Origin of the sequence: Corynebacterium sp., assembly GCF_030826625.1 — a bacterium.
Classification (GTDB): Bacteria; Actinomycetota; Actinomycetes; order Mycobacteriales; family Mycobacteriaceae; genus Corynebacterium.
On sequence record NZ_JAPJNQ010000053.1, the window covers coordinates 1 to 16,215 of the forward strand.

General features: G+C 55.2%; 11 protein-coding genes. 3 read left to right on the forward strand and 8 right to left on the reverse strand.

Annotated elements, in window-relative coordinates:
• The first annotated feature begins 66 nt into the window (after positions 1 to 66).
• Genes RCH87_RS07470 through RCH87_RS07480 form a run of 3 tightly spaced genes read left to right on the forward strand, consistent with a single transcriptional unit; the run spans position 67 to position 6,150 of the window.
• Entirely contained in the window at positions 67 to 2,790 is a 2,724-nt protein-coding gene (locus RCH87_RS07470; protein WP_306516088.1) for a DNA methyltransferase, read from the forward strand.
• Positions 2,791 to 2,792: 2 nt separating this feature from the next.
• A complete protein-coding gene (locus RCH87_RS07475) occupies positions 2,793 to 4,880 on the forward strand; it encodes a DEAD/DEAH box helicase (RefSeq protein ID WP_306516089.1) in 2,088 nt (695 codons plus the stop codon).
• Positions 4,873 to 6,150, forward strand: coding sequence for a GIY-YIG nuclease family protein (locus tag RCH87_RS07480; RefSeq protein WP_306516090.1), 1,278 nt, complete (start codon positions 4,873 to 4,875; stop codon positions 6,148 to 6,150). The genes RCH87_RS07475 and RCH87_RS07480 overlap by 8 nt, the downstream gene beginning before the upstream one ends.
• 61 nt (positions 6,151 to 6,211) lie before the next feature.
• On the opposite strand, the gene RCH87_RS07485 is transcribed toward RCH87_RS07480, so the two are convergent.
• From RCH87_RS07485 to RCH87_RS07520, 8 genes are all read right to left on the reverse strand, one after another.
• Entirely contained in the window at positions 6,212 to 7,666 is a 1,455-nt protein-coding gene (locus tag RCH87_RS07485) for a Fic family protein (protein WP_306516091.1), read from the reverse strand.
• 9 nt (positions 7,667 to 7,675) lie between these two features.
• A complete protein-coding gene (locus RCH87_RS07490; RefSeq protein WP_306516092.1) occupies positions 7,676 to 8,542 on the reverse strand; it encodes a class C sortase in 867 nt (288 codons plus the stop codon).
• Positions 8,543 to 8,552: 10 nt separating this feature from the next.
• Positions 8,553 to 9,482 (reverse strand): class C sortase, encoded by a 930-nt coding sequence (locus tag RCH87_RS07495; RefSeq protein WP_306516093.1) that lies wholly within the window; start codon positions 9,480 to 9,482, stop codon positions 8,553 to 8,555.
• A complete protein-coding gene (locus RCH87_RS07500) occupies positions 9,483 to 12,566 on the reverse strand; it encodes a hypothetical protein (protein ID WP_306516094.1) in 3,084 nt (1,027 codons plus the stop codon).
• A gap of 98 nt (positions 12,567 to 12,664) precedes the next feature.
• The gene (locus RCH87_RS07505; protein ID WP_306516095.1) at positions 12,665 to 14,359 is read right to left on the reverse strand and encodes a SpaH/EbpB family LPXTG-anchored major pilin; all 1,695 of its coding nucleotides are present in this window, start codon (positions 14,357 to 14,359) and stop codon (positions 12,665 to 12,667) included.
• Between the two features lie 190 nt (positions 14,360 to 14,549).
• Entirely contained in the window at positions 14,550 to 14,702 is a 153-nt protein-coding gene (locus tag RCH87_RS07510; RefSeq protein WP_306516096.1) for a hypothetical protein, read from the reverse strand.
• A gap of 81 nt (positions 14,703 to 14,783) precedes the next feature.
• Positions 14,784 to 15,578 carry a class E sortase gene (locus RCH87_RS07515; RefSeq protein ID WP_306516097.1) on the reverse strand — a complete coding sequence of 265 codons (795 nt, stop codon included), beginning with the start codon at positions 15,576 to 15,578 and terminating at the stop codon, positions 14,784 to 14,786.
• A 28-nt stretch (positions 15,579 to 15,606) separates the two neighbouring features.
• A complete protein-coding gene (locus RCH87_RS07520) occupies positions 15,607 to 15,966 on the reverse strand; it encodes an LPXTG cell wall anchor domain-containing protein (protein ID WP_306516098.1) in 360 nt (119 codons plus the stop codon).
• Between the last annotated feature and the right edge of the window lie 249 nt (positions 15,967 to 16,215).

Genomic DNA, 16,215 nt, shown 5'->3' on the forward strand with positions numbered 1-16,215 from the left:
CCTCTTCCCCCACCCCAATCGCCTACACTCTAATCAGAGAATTGTCGGCGAAAGGATATACGCAAGGTGGCTACGCTTAGCGTCCGGGAAATTGAGCAGCGCGTCACGCAGATCGCAGAGCAGGATGAGTTCGGCGATGATCTCCTCTTCGATCTGCTGCTCGCCTATGGCCGCGCGCAGTCTAATGTCACTCGCCTCCGCAATGGCAGCTACAACGTGGCGGAGGATCCTTCCCGGGATTATGCCCAGAAGAACATCGTCTACTTCCGCCCGCTTGTCGACGCCGACACCCCCACTTCCCCGGCGGAGCGCGAGGCGAAGCTTCTCGACGCCGTCCAGCACCTGCGCACGCACGAGCGCGTCATCCGCTATAACACTCGGTTTGTCATCGCCACGGACTACCATTGGTTAGCCGCGGTGGATATTAAGACTAACGAGAATCGTATTTTCCCGTTGGGCCAGCTGGCGAAGCACTACTCTTTCTTTTTGCCGTGGGCGGGTATGGAAAAGGCGCAGTACGCTGCGGAAAAGCACGCGGACACGAAAGCCGCCCAGCATATGGGTGAGCTTTTCGACGCTTTGGTCAAAACCAATGCGGTCTCCCTGCAAACAGAACAAGACCGCCACCGCCTCAACGTCTTTTTCACCCGCTTGTTGTTCTGCTATTTCGCAGAAGACACCGGGCTATTCCCCGACGGCTCATTCACCCAAGCTATTGCCTCGCACTCGCGTGAGGACGGCACGGGCACCAACACCATCATCGAAGAGATTTTCGCTGCCCTCGATGTCGCCGATAAATCTGACTACCCTGCCCATCTGCAGGTTTTCCCCTACGTCAACGGCCAATTGTTTAGCGACGACGAGCGTTTTCAGGTACCGCACTTCGACGCTAAATCCCGGGATCTGTTGATCCGCCTGGGCCGGTTGATCTGGCAAGACATCAACCCGGATATTTTCGGCTCCATGTTCCAGGCGGTGGTCCACAGTGGTTCCCGCTCGGAGTTGGGCCAGCACTACACCTCGGTACCGAATATTTTGAAAACCATCGAGCCGTTGTTCCTCGACGAACTCAAGCAGCAGTTTGAGGCTGCCTATGATTCCGCACCACGGCTGGAAAAGTTGTTGCACCGCATCGGCAATATCAAGGTTTTCGACCCTGCCTGTGGTTCCGGAAACTTCCTGGTCATTGCGTATAAGGAGCTACGCCGCCTGGAGCACGCAATCTTGCAGCGACTAGAGGCTCTGAGCGTGAAGCGCCAGACACTGTTCGAGCAGTCCGTGGTGAAGATCGACAATTTCTTCGGCATTGAGATCGATGACTTCGCCACGGAGGTGGCGATCCTTGCGCTGTGGATCGCCAAGCACCAGATGAACCAGGAGTTTGAGGATAAGTTCGGCGTCACGCTGCATATGATCCCGCTGCGCAGCATGGGCCAGATCACCTGTGCGAATGCCACCCGAGTGGACTGGGAAGCAATCTGCCCTCACGATGCTGACGACGAGGTCTATCTGATCGGTAACCCGCCGTACCTCGGCTCTAGTATGCAGTCGAAGGAACAGAAGGAAGATCTTGCACTCGCCTACGGCAATCGTCCTTTTTCAAAAAACCAGGATTACATTTCTGCTTGGTTCATCAAAGGTGCAGAGTTTATTCGCAATTCAAATGCTCAGCTCGCATTTGTCAGTACGAATTCGGTAGCCCAAGGTGATCATGTGTCTCTACTGTTTCCTGAGCTCTTCAATATGGGCTTAGAAATTGGCTACGCCTACACCTCATTCAAATGGACGAACAGCGCACGGGGTAATGCCGGTGTTACGGTTTGTGTTATTTCTTTGCGCCTACCTAGTACTAAACAGAAGTATTTGTTCGATGGTGATACCCGTATTGAGGCAAAGCAAATCAACGGTTATCTTGCCGACGGCCCGTTAGTTACAATTCCTCGGAGAACAACGCCGTTATGCCCAAAACTCCCAAAAATGCTCTTTGGATCTAAACCTACAGACGGAGGATTTCTCAATCTCGATCGCCGCGAACGAGACGATTTGGTTGGAAACAGCCCTCACGCACGCAAATTCATTAAGCACTACGTGGGTGCCGCTGATTTTATTCGTGGCGAGGAGCGCTATTGCTTATGGATCAACGACGAAGATGTCCCGGAGGCCCGAGCAATCCCCGACATCGACCGGCGTCTTGATGTAATTAAGAAATTTCGTCTGGATAGCAAGGCCGCATCCACCCGCGACTATGCTGAATACCCACATCGTTTCCGTCAGCGGGCCTACAAACCCACAGAGTCCATCATTGTGCCTAGTATTTCCTCGGGTCGTCGCGAGTATGTCCCCATCGGATTCCTTGGCCCAGACACGGTTATTTCTAACAAAGGTTTCGCGATCTATGACGCCGAACCGTGGCTGTTCGCCCTGCTGACTTCCAAGATGCACATGGCTTGGCTCGGCGCTGTTGGTGGAAGAATGCGAGAAGATTTCCAATATTCCAACACCATCGTCTACAACAATTTCCCGGTGCCAAATCTCAAGCCGAAAACCAAGGAACAGCTCACGCAAACCGCGTTGCGCATCCTGGATGTGCGCGAGTACTACTGCGAAAACACCCTGGCAGAACTCTACGATCCGGACAAAATGCCAGACCTACTCCGCGAAGCACATAACAACAACGACGCGCTCGTCGACAAGCTCTACCAGCGCGGCACCAAACCCTTCCAATCCGATGATGAGCGCCTAGCCGAACTGTTCAAACGATACGAAGAAATGACCGCAGGAGAAAACTAACCATGAGTAACCAGCAGCCGTCGGCAAGCGAAGACAACACCATGAACATGATCGACGTCACCTACAAACAATCAGGGCGATCAGTGGCCACCAATCAGCTGGGCATGCGCGAAATGCAAGCCCGCGTGTGGGAACAGCGCGCCGCACAATACCTGCTCATCAAAGCCCCACCGGCCTCCGGTAAATCCCGCGCACTGATGTTCGTCGCCCTGGACAAACTGTTCAACCAAGGGCGCAAGAAAGTCATCGTGGCAGTGCCGGAACGCTCCATCGGCGGATCATTCTCCAACACGGATCTGACCACCCACGGGTTTTTCACCGACTGGACCATCAAGCCAGAAAACAACCTCTGCGGGCCCAGCTCCACAAAAAGCAAAGTCGAGGCCTTCCGCCAGTTCATGTCCGGGCCGGATGCCACCCTGGTGTGCACGCATGCCACCCTGCGCTACGCCTTCAACGTGCTCAGCCCGCAAGACTTCAACGGCTGCGTACTCGCCATCGACGAGTTCCACCACGTCAGCGCCGACCTAGAAAACAACCGACTGGGCGCGCTGATCCAAAAAGCCATGGCAGAATCCGACGTGCACGTTATCGCCATGACGGGCTCCTACTTCCGCGGCGATTCCACCCCGGTGCTTACCCCGGAAGACGAAGCGAAATTCACCCCGGTGCGCTTCAACTACTACGACCAGCTCAACGGCTACCGTTACCTCAAATCCCTGGGCATCGGGCACCACTTCTACCAAGGCGCCTACACCGACTCGATCGGCGAGGTGCTCAACCTCAACCGCAAGACCATCATCCACATCCCGTCGGTCAATTCCTCGGACTCCACAAAGGATAAATACGAGGAAGTCGGCCGCATCATGGACGTCATCGGCACCCCGGTGGGCACGGACGAGCACGGCATCTTCGAGGTGCGCCGCCACGATACCGGCGAGCTGGTGCGCGTAGCCGATTTGGTGACGGACACCGACGTGAAGCAACGCGCCCGGGTGCTGACGTATCTTTCCGGCGTCGCAGGCAAACAGCGCGATGCCGTCGACATCATCATCGCCCTGGGCATGGCCAAAGAGGGCTTCGACTGGCCCTTCGCCGAAGACGCGCTGACCATCGGCTACCGTAATTCGCTGACGGAGATCATCCAGATCATCGGCCGCATCACCCGCGATAGCCCTGGCAAGGAGCACGCGCAGTTCACCAACCTGATCGCGCAACCGGACGCAGAGACCGACGACGTCACGCTCGCAGTCAACAGCATGCTCAAAGCAATCACCGCTTCCCTGCTCATGGAACAAGTGCTGGCGCCCAATTTCCAGTTCAAAGCGAAAAAACCGGATCTTGCCGACGCCGACTTGGACCGCCCAGACAGCACCGCTGCTGGCACCGGCGCGGACGCCGATGGTGGGCGGCGCAGTTCCACCTTCGGCGAGGGCACGCAAGAAAACATCTACATCACTGGTTTCCAAGAGCCGTCGACGGAGCGCACGAAGCAGATCGTGGCTTCGGATCTGCCGGATCTAACCGCGGCGGTGTTGCAGGACGAAAACGTCGCCAAGGGCTCCATCGGTGGTTGCAAGCCCGAGACCACAAACCAGGTACACATCCCGCGGGTGATCCGCGAGCGCTACCCAGACCTGAACGACAAAGAAGTTGAGGAAGTACGCCAGGCCGTTATTGCGAATACCGCGTTGAAAGCCAGCGAGGTACGCGAGGTCGGCGATGATCGCTTCTTACGGTTGGCTGATCGCTTCATCAACATCAATGACATCAACATCAACCTCATTGATTCGATCAACCCCTTCCAGAAGGCCTACGAGATCATGTCCAAATCCGTGAACTCCAAGGTGCTGGCGACGGTGCAGGATGCGATCGCGGCGACGAAGATTGAGATGACGGAGCAGGAAGCGATGCAGCTGGCCCCGGACATCAAGCACTTCCACCAGATGCACGGGCGGGTTCCTAACCACCGCTCGAAGGAGCCGCGGGAGCGTCGCATGGGTGAGGCGCTGTTGTGGTTGCAGAAAAAGCGCGCAGAGTACAAAGCGCAGCAACGGCAGGCTGGAGAGGTAGGAGGCCGAGATGACTAACGAGCACCACAGCGAACAAGCCCCCGAGCACCCCGCCGAGCAAGCCCCCGCCGCAGGCACGGGCCTGTCGCCGGAGCTGATCGATCTTTTCGAAAACGACGACGAGGGCTTGTTTGAGGCCCCGGTAAAGCCACGCCCGATCACGTCGGAGGATCGGCTGGAGCGCGCCTTCATCGAGATCTTGGAGTTTTACGACAAGCACAAGCGCCGACCGGACCCAGATACGCGTGAGATCGCCGAGCGCAAACTGGGTGCGCGTCTGGTGGGTATCCTCAACAGCGAGGAGAAGAAGCAACACTTGCGGCATCTTGACGACGTCGGCTTGCTCGCCGAACCTGAGGTTCCGGAATCACTGGAAGAGTTGTTCGCCGGCTCCGACGAGACTGCCGACGGCAGCGGTGCGGGTTCTGGCTTCGACTTTTTAGCGGATATTCTGGACGAGGCGGACGGCGTTGATGCCAATCTCTACGACACCGCTGCCCTGCCCAAGCGCAGCCCGAAGCCTTCGGATTCGGTCGCTGAGCGCACCCGCGTGCACGACTTTGCACCTTTCCGCCAGGCGTTTAAGGAAAAGCAGCAGCAGCTTGCCGACGGCTCTGTGGTGTTGGCGGAGTTTAAAGGCGAATCAACCCTCGAAGAGGGCAAGTTTTACGTGGTCAAGGGCTCTCTCGCCTTCGTGGCAGAAGTCCGTGATCCCGACCCCGGCGCGCCGCTGGACTCCAAAGGCCGCCCGAAGCAGCGCCTTCGGGTGGTTTTCGAAAACGGTACGGAATCTGCGATGTACCTGCAATCGTTCGCCATTCGCCTCTACGAGAGCGACGGCAAGGTGCTGGCCTATAACCGCAGCGTGACGATGGACGAGATCGGCGACGCCGATAAACTTTCGGGGCGGATTTATGTGTTGCGCTCGTTGAGCACAGACCCAGAAATTGCTAGCCTGCGTGATTTGTACAAGATCGGGTACTGCACCACTTCCGTCGAAAAGCGCATCCAGGGCGCAGAAAAATCGGCGACCTACTTGCATGCCCCGGTGGAAATCGTCGAGACCTTCCGTACCTATAACCTTCGGCCGTCGGCGCTGGAACACCTGTTACACCGGGTGTTTGCCCCGGCGCGGCTGAAGATCACGCGCGGGACGGAACCCGCAGCAACCGAATGGTTTATTGCCCCGCTGGAGGCCATCATCGATGCCGTCGAAAAGATCATCAACGGTGATATTGTGCACTACGTTTACGACGTCGCTGCGCAGCGGTTGGTGCGGCGGGATTAAGCGATTGTCAGTCGCGATTGCCCTAGTCGGCTGCTGGGGTGCTCACTGTTGTTAAAGGTGCTCACTTCTCTTTGAAGAGAAGATCCCTCAGGTGGTGGAGGAACTCTCTGAGCACCACCTTGGCATACGATTGTGTGCGGTTTCGCAGACTTTGGGAGACCGCGGGGATGAGCTCACGCTGATACACATCAAAGTCTTGACCACCAGCGGACCGCAGCCGTAAATCAGCTGCTGTTGCGGGTGATTCGTCGTTCGTATCCGTTACCGCCAGTGCCACCACATCCCAATAGTGGCTTTCTTCTTTTACTTTCGTCGTCTTTGCGCTAATTACCAGCCCGAGGTTGCCATCAAGCAAAGTAAACGGTTCCTCGACGGAGTCGACGATGTGCTGTGGTGGGTCAGCAGGCCTGAAAACGTCTAGCTGCAGCTGATCTTTGACCGAGCACTTATCAATTTCGCTCTGCAGTGCACTGCGTACTAGTTCTTGCAGCCTGGTCGCTGCTTCTTGCACGTCTTTCGGCGCTGCGTCAGCGTCGAGAAGCTGGGCTAGCGCATCATCTACCTGGCCGTAGCTTTCGCTTGCATGTTCACGCAGGTCTTCGATGATCGAAAGCACTGTGTCCACTGATTTTTCGGCGAGAAACCGCACTAACCGCTTGAAGTCACCGTCGTCGGCGGCTTCCAACGCATCCAGATAATCGGCTCGTTGGTCATGGTAAATAACCAGCGGCACCCCGGGGGAACGGTATAAGAAGATACTTGCCAATGCCCGTGCTATCCGGCCGTTACCGTCCGCGAACGGGTGAATACGCACAAACGCATAATGCGCATACGCAGCCTGCACCACAGGGTGCAGGGCAGCAAACGTCTCAGAGTTCAGCTCTGCTATAAAACGCGCCATTTCTGGAGCCGTGTCAGCAACCGGAGCATAATGGAAAGTGCTGCCGTCGTGCAGGGTAGCGCTATTCGGCTGCTTCTTGTATTCGCCTTTCGGCAGCTTTTGCCGCTGAGCTTGCAGCGTGCCGTTAACAGACACATACACCGTGATCTCGTCCTGGCTATTCAGCATCACCGCGTGTAGTTCTTTAATCGCGGTTTCCGTCAGCGGGTACTTGCCCGTGGTGTGATCCACAATAAAATCAAAACCTGCGAGGGTGTCTTCAAATGCTGGCCGCACGTGCGCACCTCGTTGGTCCATCAACTGCTGCCACGCACCAGTTTGCTCTGCCACTGTGCGCGTGAAGCTACGGTCAGTCGGAAAAATCCCCTCGATGGCATTCGTGTCGACGGCTGCTGCTCGTCGTGCAGCCTCTAGAGCGGAACCAAGGGCTTCAGAAACTGTTTCTTTTGCTTCTTGCATCCGCGCGTGTGCATTATCTACATCGCGCAACGACACCGAAAGCTCCGCCCATTGAGAAACACTAGGAAACGGCCGGTAACCGACTGCTTCGTCAGCCATGGATTCAGCCGAGACACCAGCCGGATGATGCAGGTTGGTTTCGCTGTTCTCGGTCATACTGACACGCTACACCCCAGCACGTTGTGCTTTCCGGGTTTGCCTGCCGCGGCGCACCAGCCACCAAACCAGGTAGAGGGCAGTCAGCAAAGAGATCACCACTGAGGCCACCATCCACGGCTGCCAGGGGCTGTAATAGGTGCGCGTGAGTGGTTGTTCCGGCATTTCTACTCGTTGCCCGCGCACCAGCAGCCGGTAGGTATTCAGACCATACGGGGTGCAGGTAACCAGCGTCATTTGGTCTTTGCCTTCCTCAGCGCGTAGGTGTTCTACTTCATCGGGAAGCACGGTCTGAATCTGGTCAACCTGGTAGGCAATCTTCTGCCCCATCGATTCGACGGTAAAGATTTCGCCTTCCGCGACGCTGGTGAGGTTATCGAACATGGTCAACGTCGCCATTCCGGTGTGCCCGGTGAGCACCGAGTGGGTGCCGTCCCCGCCGACGGGCAGATCCGTACCGAAGAGGTGGCCAACTCCTGCCGCCAGCACGTCAGTCGAAGTTCCGTGGTAGACGGGCAAATCAACACCCACCGACGGGATTTCAATGCGGGCCATCAGACCGTCGACGTTGAGGTGGTTTTCGTAGTCGTGGTAGGCCGGCGAGTTGGTGTCCACGCCGTATTTCCACGGGTCGGAGACGGGAAAATCCACTAGCCCTTCGTTGTAGGCGTGGGCGTCGGCAAGTATCGGGTCGATGTATTCTGCGGGCAGCAGCGCTATGTCTTCGGAGTACTGCGCGGCGAGGTTGTGCTGTTCGACGTTTTTGTAGTGGGTCAGCACCACCGGCGATAGGAAAACCGCCAGCGCTAGCAAGAAGTACACGACGGAGCGGTAGCGTCGGCGTGGTTTTTGCCGCGTGCTGCGATTGGTGCGCATGTGCCTGGGCCTAGGCGATGGTTTCTAGCTCTGCGGCTTCGCGCTCTGCTGCCTTGCGTGCGGCGCGCTTTTTCCATTCGCGATAAGCAACGATTGCGAGCACCACCAGGATGATGAACAGATCAAGATACATCCACCAGCTCAGGTGTGGCATCCACGATGTGCGGGTTTCTTGGGTTTCATCCATTGGCACGCGTTCGGCGTTGACCAGCAGCCGGTCTGTGTTAATTCCGTACGGGGTGCAGGTCACCAGCGTCAGTTTGTCTTTGTCGTGTTCGTAGGTCACGGCCTCATAGTCATCCGGCCCGACGACTTCGCGTGCGTTGACCTGGTAGCGCAGCTTTTCGCCCATGATGTCGATGTAGACGTCGGCGCCGTCTTTGATACGCGGCAGGTTGTCGAACATGGTGGCGTTGACCATGCCCGTGTGTGCGGAGATCACCGAGTTCGTGCCCAGGCCACCGACGGGCAGCGAACTACCGAACATGTGTCCGGCGCCTTCGTAGAGCACGTGGTCTGCGGTTGTGTGATAAACCGGCAGGTCGACGTCGATCGACGGGATGGTGATGCGCGCGATCACGCCGTTAGTTTCGGGGGCGTTGAGCGTCGACATGTAATCGTCGAAGCCCGGCACGCCTTCTTCTGGTGGCATGGCGTGGTGGCCTTGGCGCGCTAGGCGTTCGTTGTATTCGCGGGCTTCTTCGAGGTACTTGGCGACGCGCTCGCTTGGCTGAATCTTTTCGATGTTATCGGAGTAGCTGCGTGCTTGCGCGTCGAGCTGATAGTCGTTGTAGATGGTCGCAAATATTGGGTACAGCAGCACCGCGATACCAAGGATGAGGTAGATGGCACTGTTGGATTTCTTACGCTTCGCGTGTCGCGCACTCTGCTGCTGGCGTGGCTGCCCACCGCTTGAGGGCTGCTGTGCAAGGAGCGTCATTTAGTTTTCCTCTTTATCATCACGAAGGTACCGCCACAATCCGTACAGCAATGCTAACAGGCCAAGGCCCAAAATCCAGACCATGGTTTGCACACCGGTGTTTGGCAGCATCTGGTCGATGAGTTGGGAGAGCTTGGTTGCACCGTAGCTAGATTGTTCCGTTTTCGGCTCTTGTCCATCTGCCGTGGCAGTGACTGTGAACGCGTCTCCGTCATAGCTGTAGCCGTCGCCTGCATCTGCCGGGATGTGTACTGCCAGTTGGCATGTTAGCTCTGTCTCTGCGGGAATGGCCTCGGTTTCACGGAGGTTACCAATGTTTGCATCGTCCGCGCGCGCGAAGCAGTGCCTGATGGCAGCAAGGTTGCCGTCTCCTGGGATGGTGAATTCCTCCCCTCCGGTTACCGCGAAGTTTTCGATCGTCCCGCCCACTGTTACTCGGTAGCCAGCAAGGGATGCATCAGTAAGCGAAAGATTGTCTCCAGCTGGTAACGGGAAATCAGCGTCGTTGCGCACCTTCAGGGTCATTGGCATCACCGTGGCATCATGCGGAAGCAAAGCGTTACGTCCAATATTGAATGGTTCCCGACCTTCAATGAGCTTGTCGACGGTGAACTTTAATTCCCGAGGACGGTAGTCGGATACCAGGCGCAGTTGATGGCTGTTTTGTCCTTCCGGAAGGTTTCCTGGAAGTTTGAAGAGGAATGCCAACGGCGCAGTGTCAGTATTATCAATGGTTTGCATACCTGCCGGCACTTCTTCGCCGTTTAGATATAGCTTGCGATCAATCGGGCGCGGGCCGTCTGCTGATTCTTCGATCTCGAGCTTGCATTGGCGTTGCGTGGGCATCGCGTGGAAGTTTTGTTGTTTATCCAATGCAATTGAGTTTCCGTTTCGGCGTACCTGTGCCCCCGAGTGAGCATCTGGAACTGGGTTTTTATCCTGATCAACAATCGAGACGTGATCACAGGTCAGATGGGAGGTAATCTGCTTTGTCTGAGCGGAGCCCAAAATAGCTTCCGGATTATTTTCCGGAATAAACTCGTAGTCCATCGTCACGGGGGCACGATCTGCCTGGTAGTTGTTCTCCAAGGCAATCGCGTAAGTAACCGGCAAGCCGCCCCTACTATGTTGCACATTCCCGTGGGAAGGAACCTCACTCTTCCGGTTCACGTAAAAATTTAGGGTTTCGAATTCGCCCGGCCCAATTTTCGGCATTTTTCCACGGAACTCATCTGCGGCGTTACCTGGTCGAGCGTTCGGGTGGGGTTTAATCGAGATATTGATGTCTTGTTCTAAGCCATCCTGGGCACTGTCATCTTCGAAAATTCCACAGCGCAACCGCTCGGGAACGGTAGCGATAACGAGTTGGCCATCGACTGGAACGTCTATTACGTTACGCAGCACAAGGTCTTCTTGATTCTCTGGGCCTTGTGCGAGGAAATAGTCTGGGTAGGCCGCGCGTAAATCGTCATTGCTAAACGTCGTGGAGTTTGCGTTATAGCTGCCGGTGCTGCGACGGTCGACTGTACACTGGTACCCAATTTTTGCCGTTGGGGCTTCGCCTCCGGGATGATAATCACTCGCTGCGGCAAAAGTTTTGCTCAGGTGCAATTCGGCTAGCTCGAATCGCGGGATCCATTCAACCTCGCAGTAGGTACCGCCCATGTTTCGATTGCCTGCAGCAATGCGCACTTCGCTCATACCTGTAGCTGGGTCATTGAACATTTCGATCCCGTATTTTTCTAGCACATTGGAATCGAAATAGTTTTTGTGGCCGTTGACGTCCTGGTGATTATAGTTTGATGATTCCGCTTGCCCATCGGGCCTAAAACGTTCTAGCTTCACAGGCTCGCGGAACGAAAATCCTGTCGCCCCATCTACCCCGTCGATGCTGACGCCTGGTACGCGGCACGTCCATTCGGGACGATACCGGTACAGGGCTTTTGCCTGGTCGCCTACGACTGCCCGAGAGGTAAATAATAGATCCGCATCTGGTTCAATCGCGTGATCACGGGGCACCGCATTGAAGCGGTGCACTTTGTGCGCATGCGGAACGAGCCCATAAGAACCATGTTTAAAGGACACCGGTTTGCTATTAACGGTGGCTGTCAGATCAAATTCAGTACGTTGGCCTGTATAGCGTGATTCAAGCTCGGTGAGTTCGGGGCGCTCGCCGACTTTCGGGTGTACATCACCTCCAACACGGTCCACCACAATTGCGAAAGCTACAGCCTGCCTCGGGTTTCCTCCGGTACGGAGATCAACCTGTAAATTGAAGTTTTTGGGGTTCTTCATTGTGACAGCAAAGGATCCACCGTCGTTGTTTTGCGGCTCACAGCGGAAACTTGTTCCAGCATCCGAGAAGCTTCTCCTGCAGGAATTACTGTTACCTCTTCCTGATCCGCCAAATCCCATGTCTTTACCTGTTGCAATGACATCATCTGCGTCAGCAGATAAACTCCAGGATTCTGTTGGTTTGTCCGAGGTTTCCGCATCAGCAAATGCAAGACTGAAATTGTTTACTTGCCCACCATTGCCGTTTTTTTCGACGAGTCGGATATTTGAGAGATTAATGATGGTGTTTTGCGCACCTCGATTGCCTCGGCGAACAAAGTTTTTCTCGTATTGGATGACAGGCGCGGGATCGTTCAAAGAATTCGGAGGGAAAACTGAGTTGCCAAATGCTGCCCTGTTCCAGGTTATGTGTGAGGTTGCGCTGCCATTAGTGTGACCTGGGGTGCCAACGAATGCGGCCGAATACTGAAGCTCATATTCGCCGATCGATATCGGTTGCCCGGAGATGAGCTTTTCTGCCGAGAGCCAGCAGTATGAGTCTTCGAGTTTGTTGGTGTTGTGTCCGGTTCCGGCGTTGCGGAATGCACAGTCACCAAAGTTAGAGTGCATAGCTGGGTTGGGTACGTCTGCGCGTGCGCGTGGGGTTGCGGGTGCTCCACTGAAGATCGAAATCATTGAGGTTGCTGTAAGCATGATGCTGACAACGACGAGCGCGAGCATTGTGCGCGGCTGAGTAATCAATCCAGATTCCTTACCGATTAACCGGTGCAGGTCACGATATCGGTTCATGAACTGCGTGGGCTTCTTAGACAACTGGCGGGAGACTTCCTCAGCCTCCCGCCAGTTAGGTGCGGTATTTCTAACCGCCAACCGCGGTGGCCAATTGACTACGCGGTGGCGCGTCCATCCTTACGGCTGGTGTAGAAACCACGTGCCAGAAGTCCCAAGCCAACCAAGAACACGAGGATGATTCCCCAAGCACCGGTGGCAGGCAAGGAACTTAAGAAGTTTTCTCGCTGGTTTTCTACTTCGAAGACCCATCGCTCTGCTTGACCTTCAGTAATTTCTTTTTTTGTCACTTTATGAACTTCTGGATTACGAATAAATCCAGCAGGCGCTTGTGTTTCGATTGCACAGTAGTCATACTCCTCATCAGGAATACCAGCGGCAGAAACTTTGATTGGAATACCATATCCTTCAAAGAACGATTGATACTGGTTGTTGTCGTCCCGCGTGGTTTCACCAGTTATCAACGTGCTTACAATGTCGTTTTCCGGGTTATCCAGCGTCTGAGTAGTTGACACGGGAGTCGGGTCGCCAAACAGCTCTTTGTTTTCACACCGGTAGAGTTCAAACTTTGCACCCGTCAAACTCAGATTTTCTGCCTGATCCTCTGTGTATTTGCGGATCTGTAGGTTTGCATACGTCGTTGACGTTGGGGCGCCTGGTTCCTCCGGATCCTGTGCCGGGCTGTTCGTTGTAATCTCTGGTCGATTTGGATATTTAACCCGTGCAGTATTGGTGATCGGGGCGCCGTTTTCAGGCAGCGACACCACCGTAGCCTTAAAATTCACGTGGACTTGCAAATTTGGGTTATTCTCGCGTGCAGCTTCTAGCTTGCGCAACCCCTGCTCTGTAAATTCAACGGTCAACGTGTTGTTAGCTGTGCCTAGACTATAGTCTCCCTGTGCGCCCCGAGTTAGCTCAGTACCCGCCGAGGTAGAGACAACCGGACCGTCCTCATCAGTCGTCACCAGACGAAGGTTATCAACAAGCTCATCGGTGATCTTCAACTCTGACAATCTACCGGCTGGAACAGGTGCATTAATGGTGTAAGGCAGGTTGCCACCCAAGGTTACTCCCTGCGCATCCACCTGCTTGTTCGGTGCGAGTTTCTGATTCTTCGGATGGACAGTTCGAGTGTAAATCCATTTACCAGATGCTCCATCCGAGTACGGCAAGCTCACCAGGAATGGTGCAGAATTCGAGAAACCAGCTCGTGGCTGCTCAGTGACAAGATAGACGCCTATTGGCAGATTGGCAAATTCGACTTGCCCCTTTTTATTGCCTTCTTCTGGAGTAGTTTTAGACTGCTCTGAACCTGCAACCTTGACACCCTCGGCGTCGCTAATTAAAGAATTACTCTTAGCGAGATCGTTTAGCTTCTTCCAGCCATCCAACTTGGTTAAATCAAAGTTCAACCGTTGAATAGTAAACGTCGTCCCGCCAAGCGGCTCACTGGATTCACCTCCAATGCTAGGACCGGTATGTGTCTCACCTTTAGCGTTTCGTTCCGGGTCACCCAAGATTTTATTGATCGTCAGAGTACCAGTCTGCCCTTCGCGAAGGAGATCTACCTCGTTTGCAGTCGGTAAGGCGTTTTCACCTTGACCTGGCAGACGAGGCGCACCAACAGGTCGCGCGGAGTCGTCTTGGGCTGGCACGTTCTCAACAGGCTGTCCTTGCCCAATTTGATCATCTGCACCCTGTGCAAACGAAGTCGGCACAGAAATTACGGTTCCACCAAGAGCAATAGTGCCAGCAGCACACAGTGCGATTACACGAGACTTAAAAGACGCCATGATGTCCATTCCATTGAAGACGATTGATCCGGAAGCTGAGCTTTTGCAGTATTTTTGAGGTAGAAACAGGGTCTTTTACTGCAAAATACAGACAACTCTAAGAAAAATTAGCAGACCGTACTCAATTAAGAAAGCCCGAGTTCACCCCTAAGATTAACGCCACAAATGGTTTAGACACTGCTCACAGCATCTACACCGCTACATCCGAATACGGCATCAACTCAGCCACATACGGAAACACCACTTCCATTAGCAGGAAGAACACCCCCACTGCCAGCAAAACCGCCAACACTGACTTCACCAACACCCCACCCGGCAACAAGTTCCACAATCCGCGATACATACCTCACCTCCTTATCTTTCTACGCCGTTCATCCTATTAGCTCGGCCCGCCCAGGCAGCCTTATCAGCCATGTCCCAGCATCTAAACAGCCTCATCCAGCGCCGCCGGGCGCTGCCCACTCACCTTGTCCAGGGCTTCAACCTCCATCGCGTGCACAATCATGCGGTGGCTATTCGAAAACCATGGGTGGCACGTCGTCAACGTCACCATCGATTCACTCGCCACCGGTGCACCTTCCTGGCTCAGGTCGACGCCAGGGATCGGCGCAATCACCCCAACATCGCCCGGGTGCGTGATATGCCGCCCGGCAATGCCAGAATACTCACCAGCAAGCTTGGCGCGTTGCTCCTCATGAAAACATTCAGCCCCTACCGGCACCTCTCCCCCATGCACGCCGTCCAGGGGCAACACGCGATAGGTGATCCACTGCGTAGCAGTCTCGACGACGATGGCATCACACGCATGCAAGTCTTCCAGGTGCACAAAAGGCGCCCCCTGCCCGATGCGGTGCCCAGCAATCGCAAAATTGCCGATCTCGCCCGGCCCCTGCGTATCCACATAATGCCCCGGCCCAGCAGCCAAGACGTCCTGCGAAGTCCCCGCCAACACCGCATAATCATAATCGGCACCCAGCCGCGGAATGTAGATCCGACTAAACGCTTGCCCGTTATCCGGTTCAGCAACACCGTCGTCCGGCACGCCACCACCGGTCTCCTGCCAGCGCTGCTCCATGCGCTCATTCGCTTGCGCCTGCAGCCGCCCTGACTTCACATTCGTCCAGAACGCTTCATAAAACACGAACAATACGATGAGCAGCCCGGCGGTCAGCAGGATCTCACCCAACAACCGCCGGAAACTAAACGGCTCAGATTTCACGTGCTCTCCAATGCCTTATGCATGAACTTTATGCTTGTCGACGCCGCTGCGCAGCATAGCCACCAACTGCCAACAAGAATAGACCACCGACCACAAATCCCCATACACCACGGCCGCCGGTAAGCGGCATCTCGCCACGAGTAATGTTGCCAATGTCCATAATCGCACGACCATCTTCGACGCGAGCACTCAGCACAAAGGGAGCTTCAGCCGACGAAGGAACATTGATGCCAAAGCCGTCGTTGCTTCCTTCGCGATAGGTAAGTTCAAACCGGATTGGCCCGGCAAGCAAAGAATAGCCTTGCGTATCACCCTGCACCTGCAGTGTAGGACTTGCAATTTGTGGGGTTCGTTCTACTACAAGGTAGTAGACGACAGGAGACAACATCGCAGTTTCTGCTTGATCACTACCTCACACGCGCTGGGCCTGACCCCCAAATTAGTGTCCTGAAGTGTACTGGGTTTTGTTCCTAGGCATTTACCTTATTTTCTATTATTTCCCGGGACCCGTCTTGTTCCCAAAACGAGGCTTCAACCTCGACCGGGGTTCGGGACCCCAAGCTTTGATGCAGCCTAGTCTCGGTCCACCATGCCACCCACTCAAACGTAGCGATTTCTACCTCGACAACATCATCCC

Bases quoted from the DNA above. Each gene is read 5' to 3' on its own strand.
- RCH87_RS07475 (WP_306516089.1), top strand. From the start codon at position 2,793: ATGAGTAACCAGCAGCCGTCGGCAAGCGAAGACAACACCATGAACATG.
- RCH87_RS07510 (WP_306516096.1), bottom strand. From the start codon at position 14,702: ATGTATCGCGGATTGTGGAACTTGTTGCCGGGTGGGGTGTTGGTGAAG.
- RCH87_RS07505 (WP_306516095.1), bottom strand. From the start codon at position 14,359: ATGGCGTCTTTTAAGTCTCGTGTAATCGCACTGTGTGCTGCTGGCACT.
- RCH87_RS07500 (WP_306516094.1), bottom strand. From the start codon at position 12,566: ATGAACCGATATCGTGACCTGCACCGGTTAATCGGTAAGGAATCTGGA.
- RCH87_RS07495 (WP_306516093.1), bottom strand. From the start codon at position 9,482: ATGACGCTCCTTGCACAGCAGCCCTCAAGCGGTGGGCAGCCACGCCAG.
- RCH87_RS07520 (WP_306516098.1), bottom strand. From the start codon at position 15,966: ATGTTGTCTCCTGTCGTCTACTACCTTGTAGTAGAACGAACCCCACAA.
- RCH87_RS07485 (WP_306516091.1), bottom strand. From the start codon at position 7,666: ATGACCGAGAACAGCGAAACCAACCTGCATCATCCGGCTGGTGTCTCG.
- RCH87_RS07480 (WP_306516090.1), top strand. From the start codon at position 4,873: ATGACTAACGAGCACCACAGCGAACAAGCCCCCGAGCACCCCGCCGAG.
- RCH87_RS07490 (WP_306516092.1), bottom strand. From the start codon at position 8,542: ATGCGCACCAATCGCAGCACGCGGCAAAAACCACGCCGACGCTACCGC.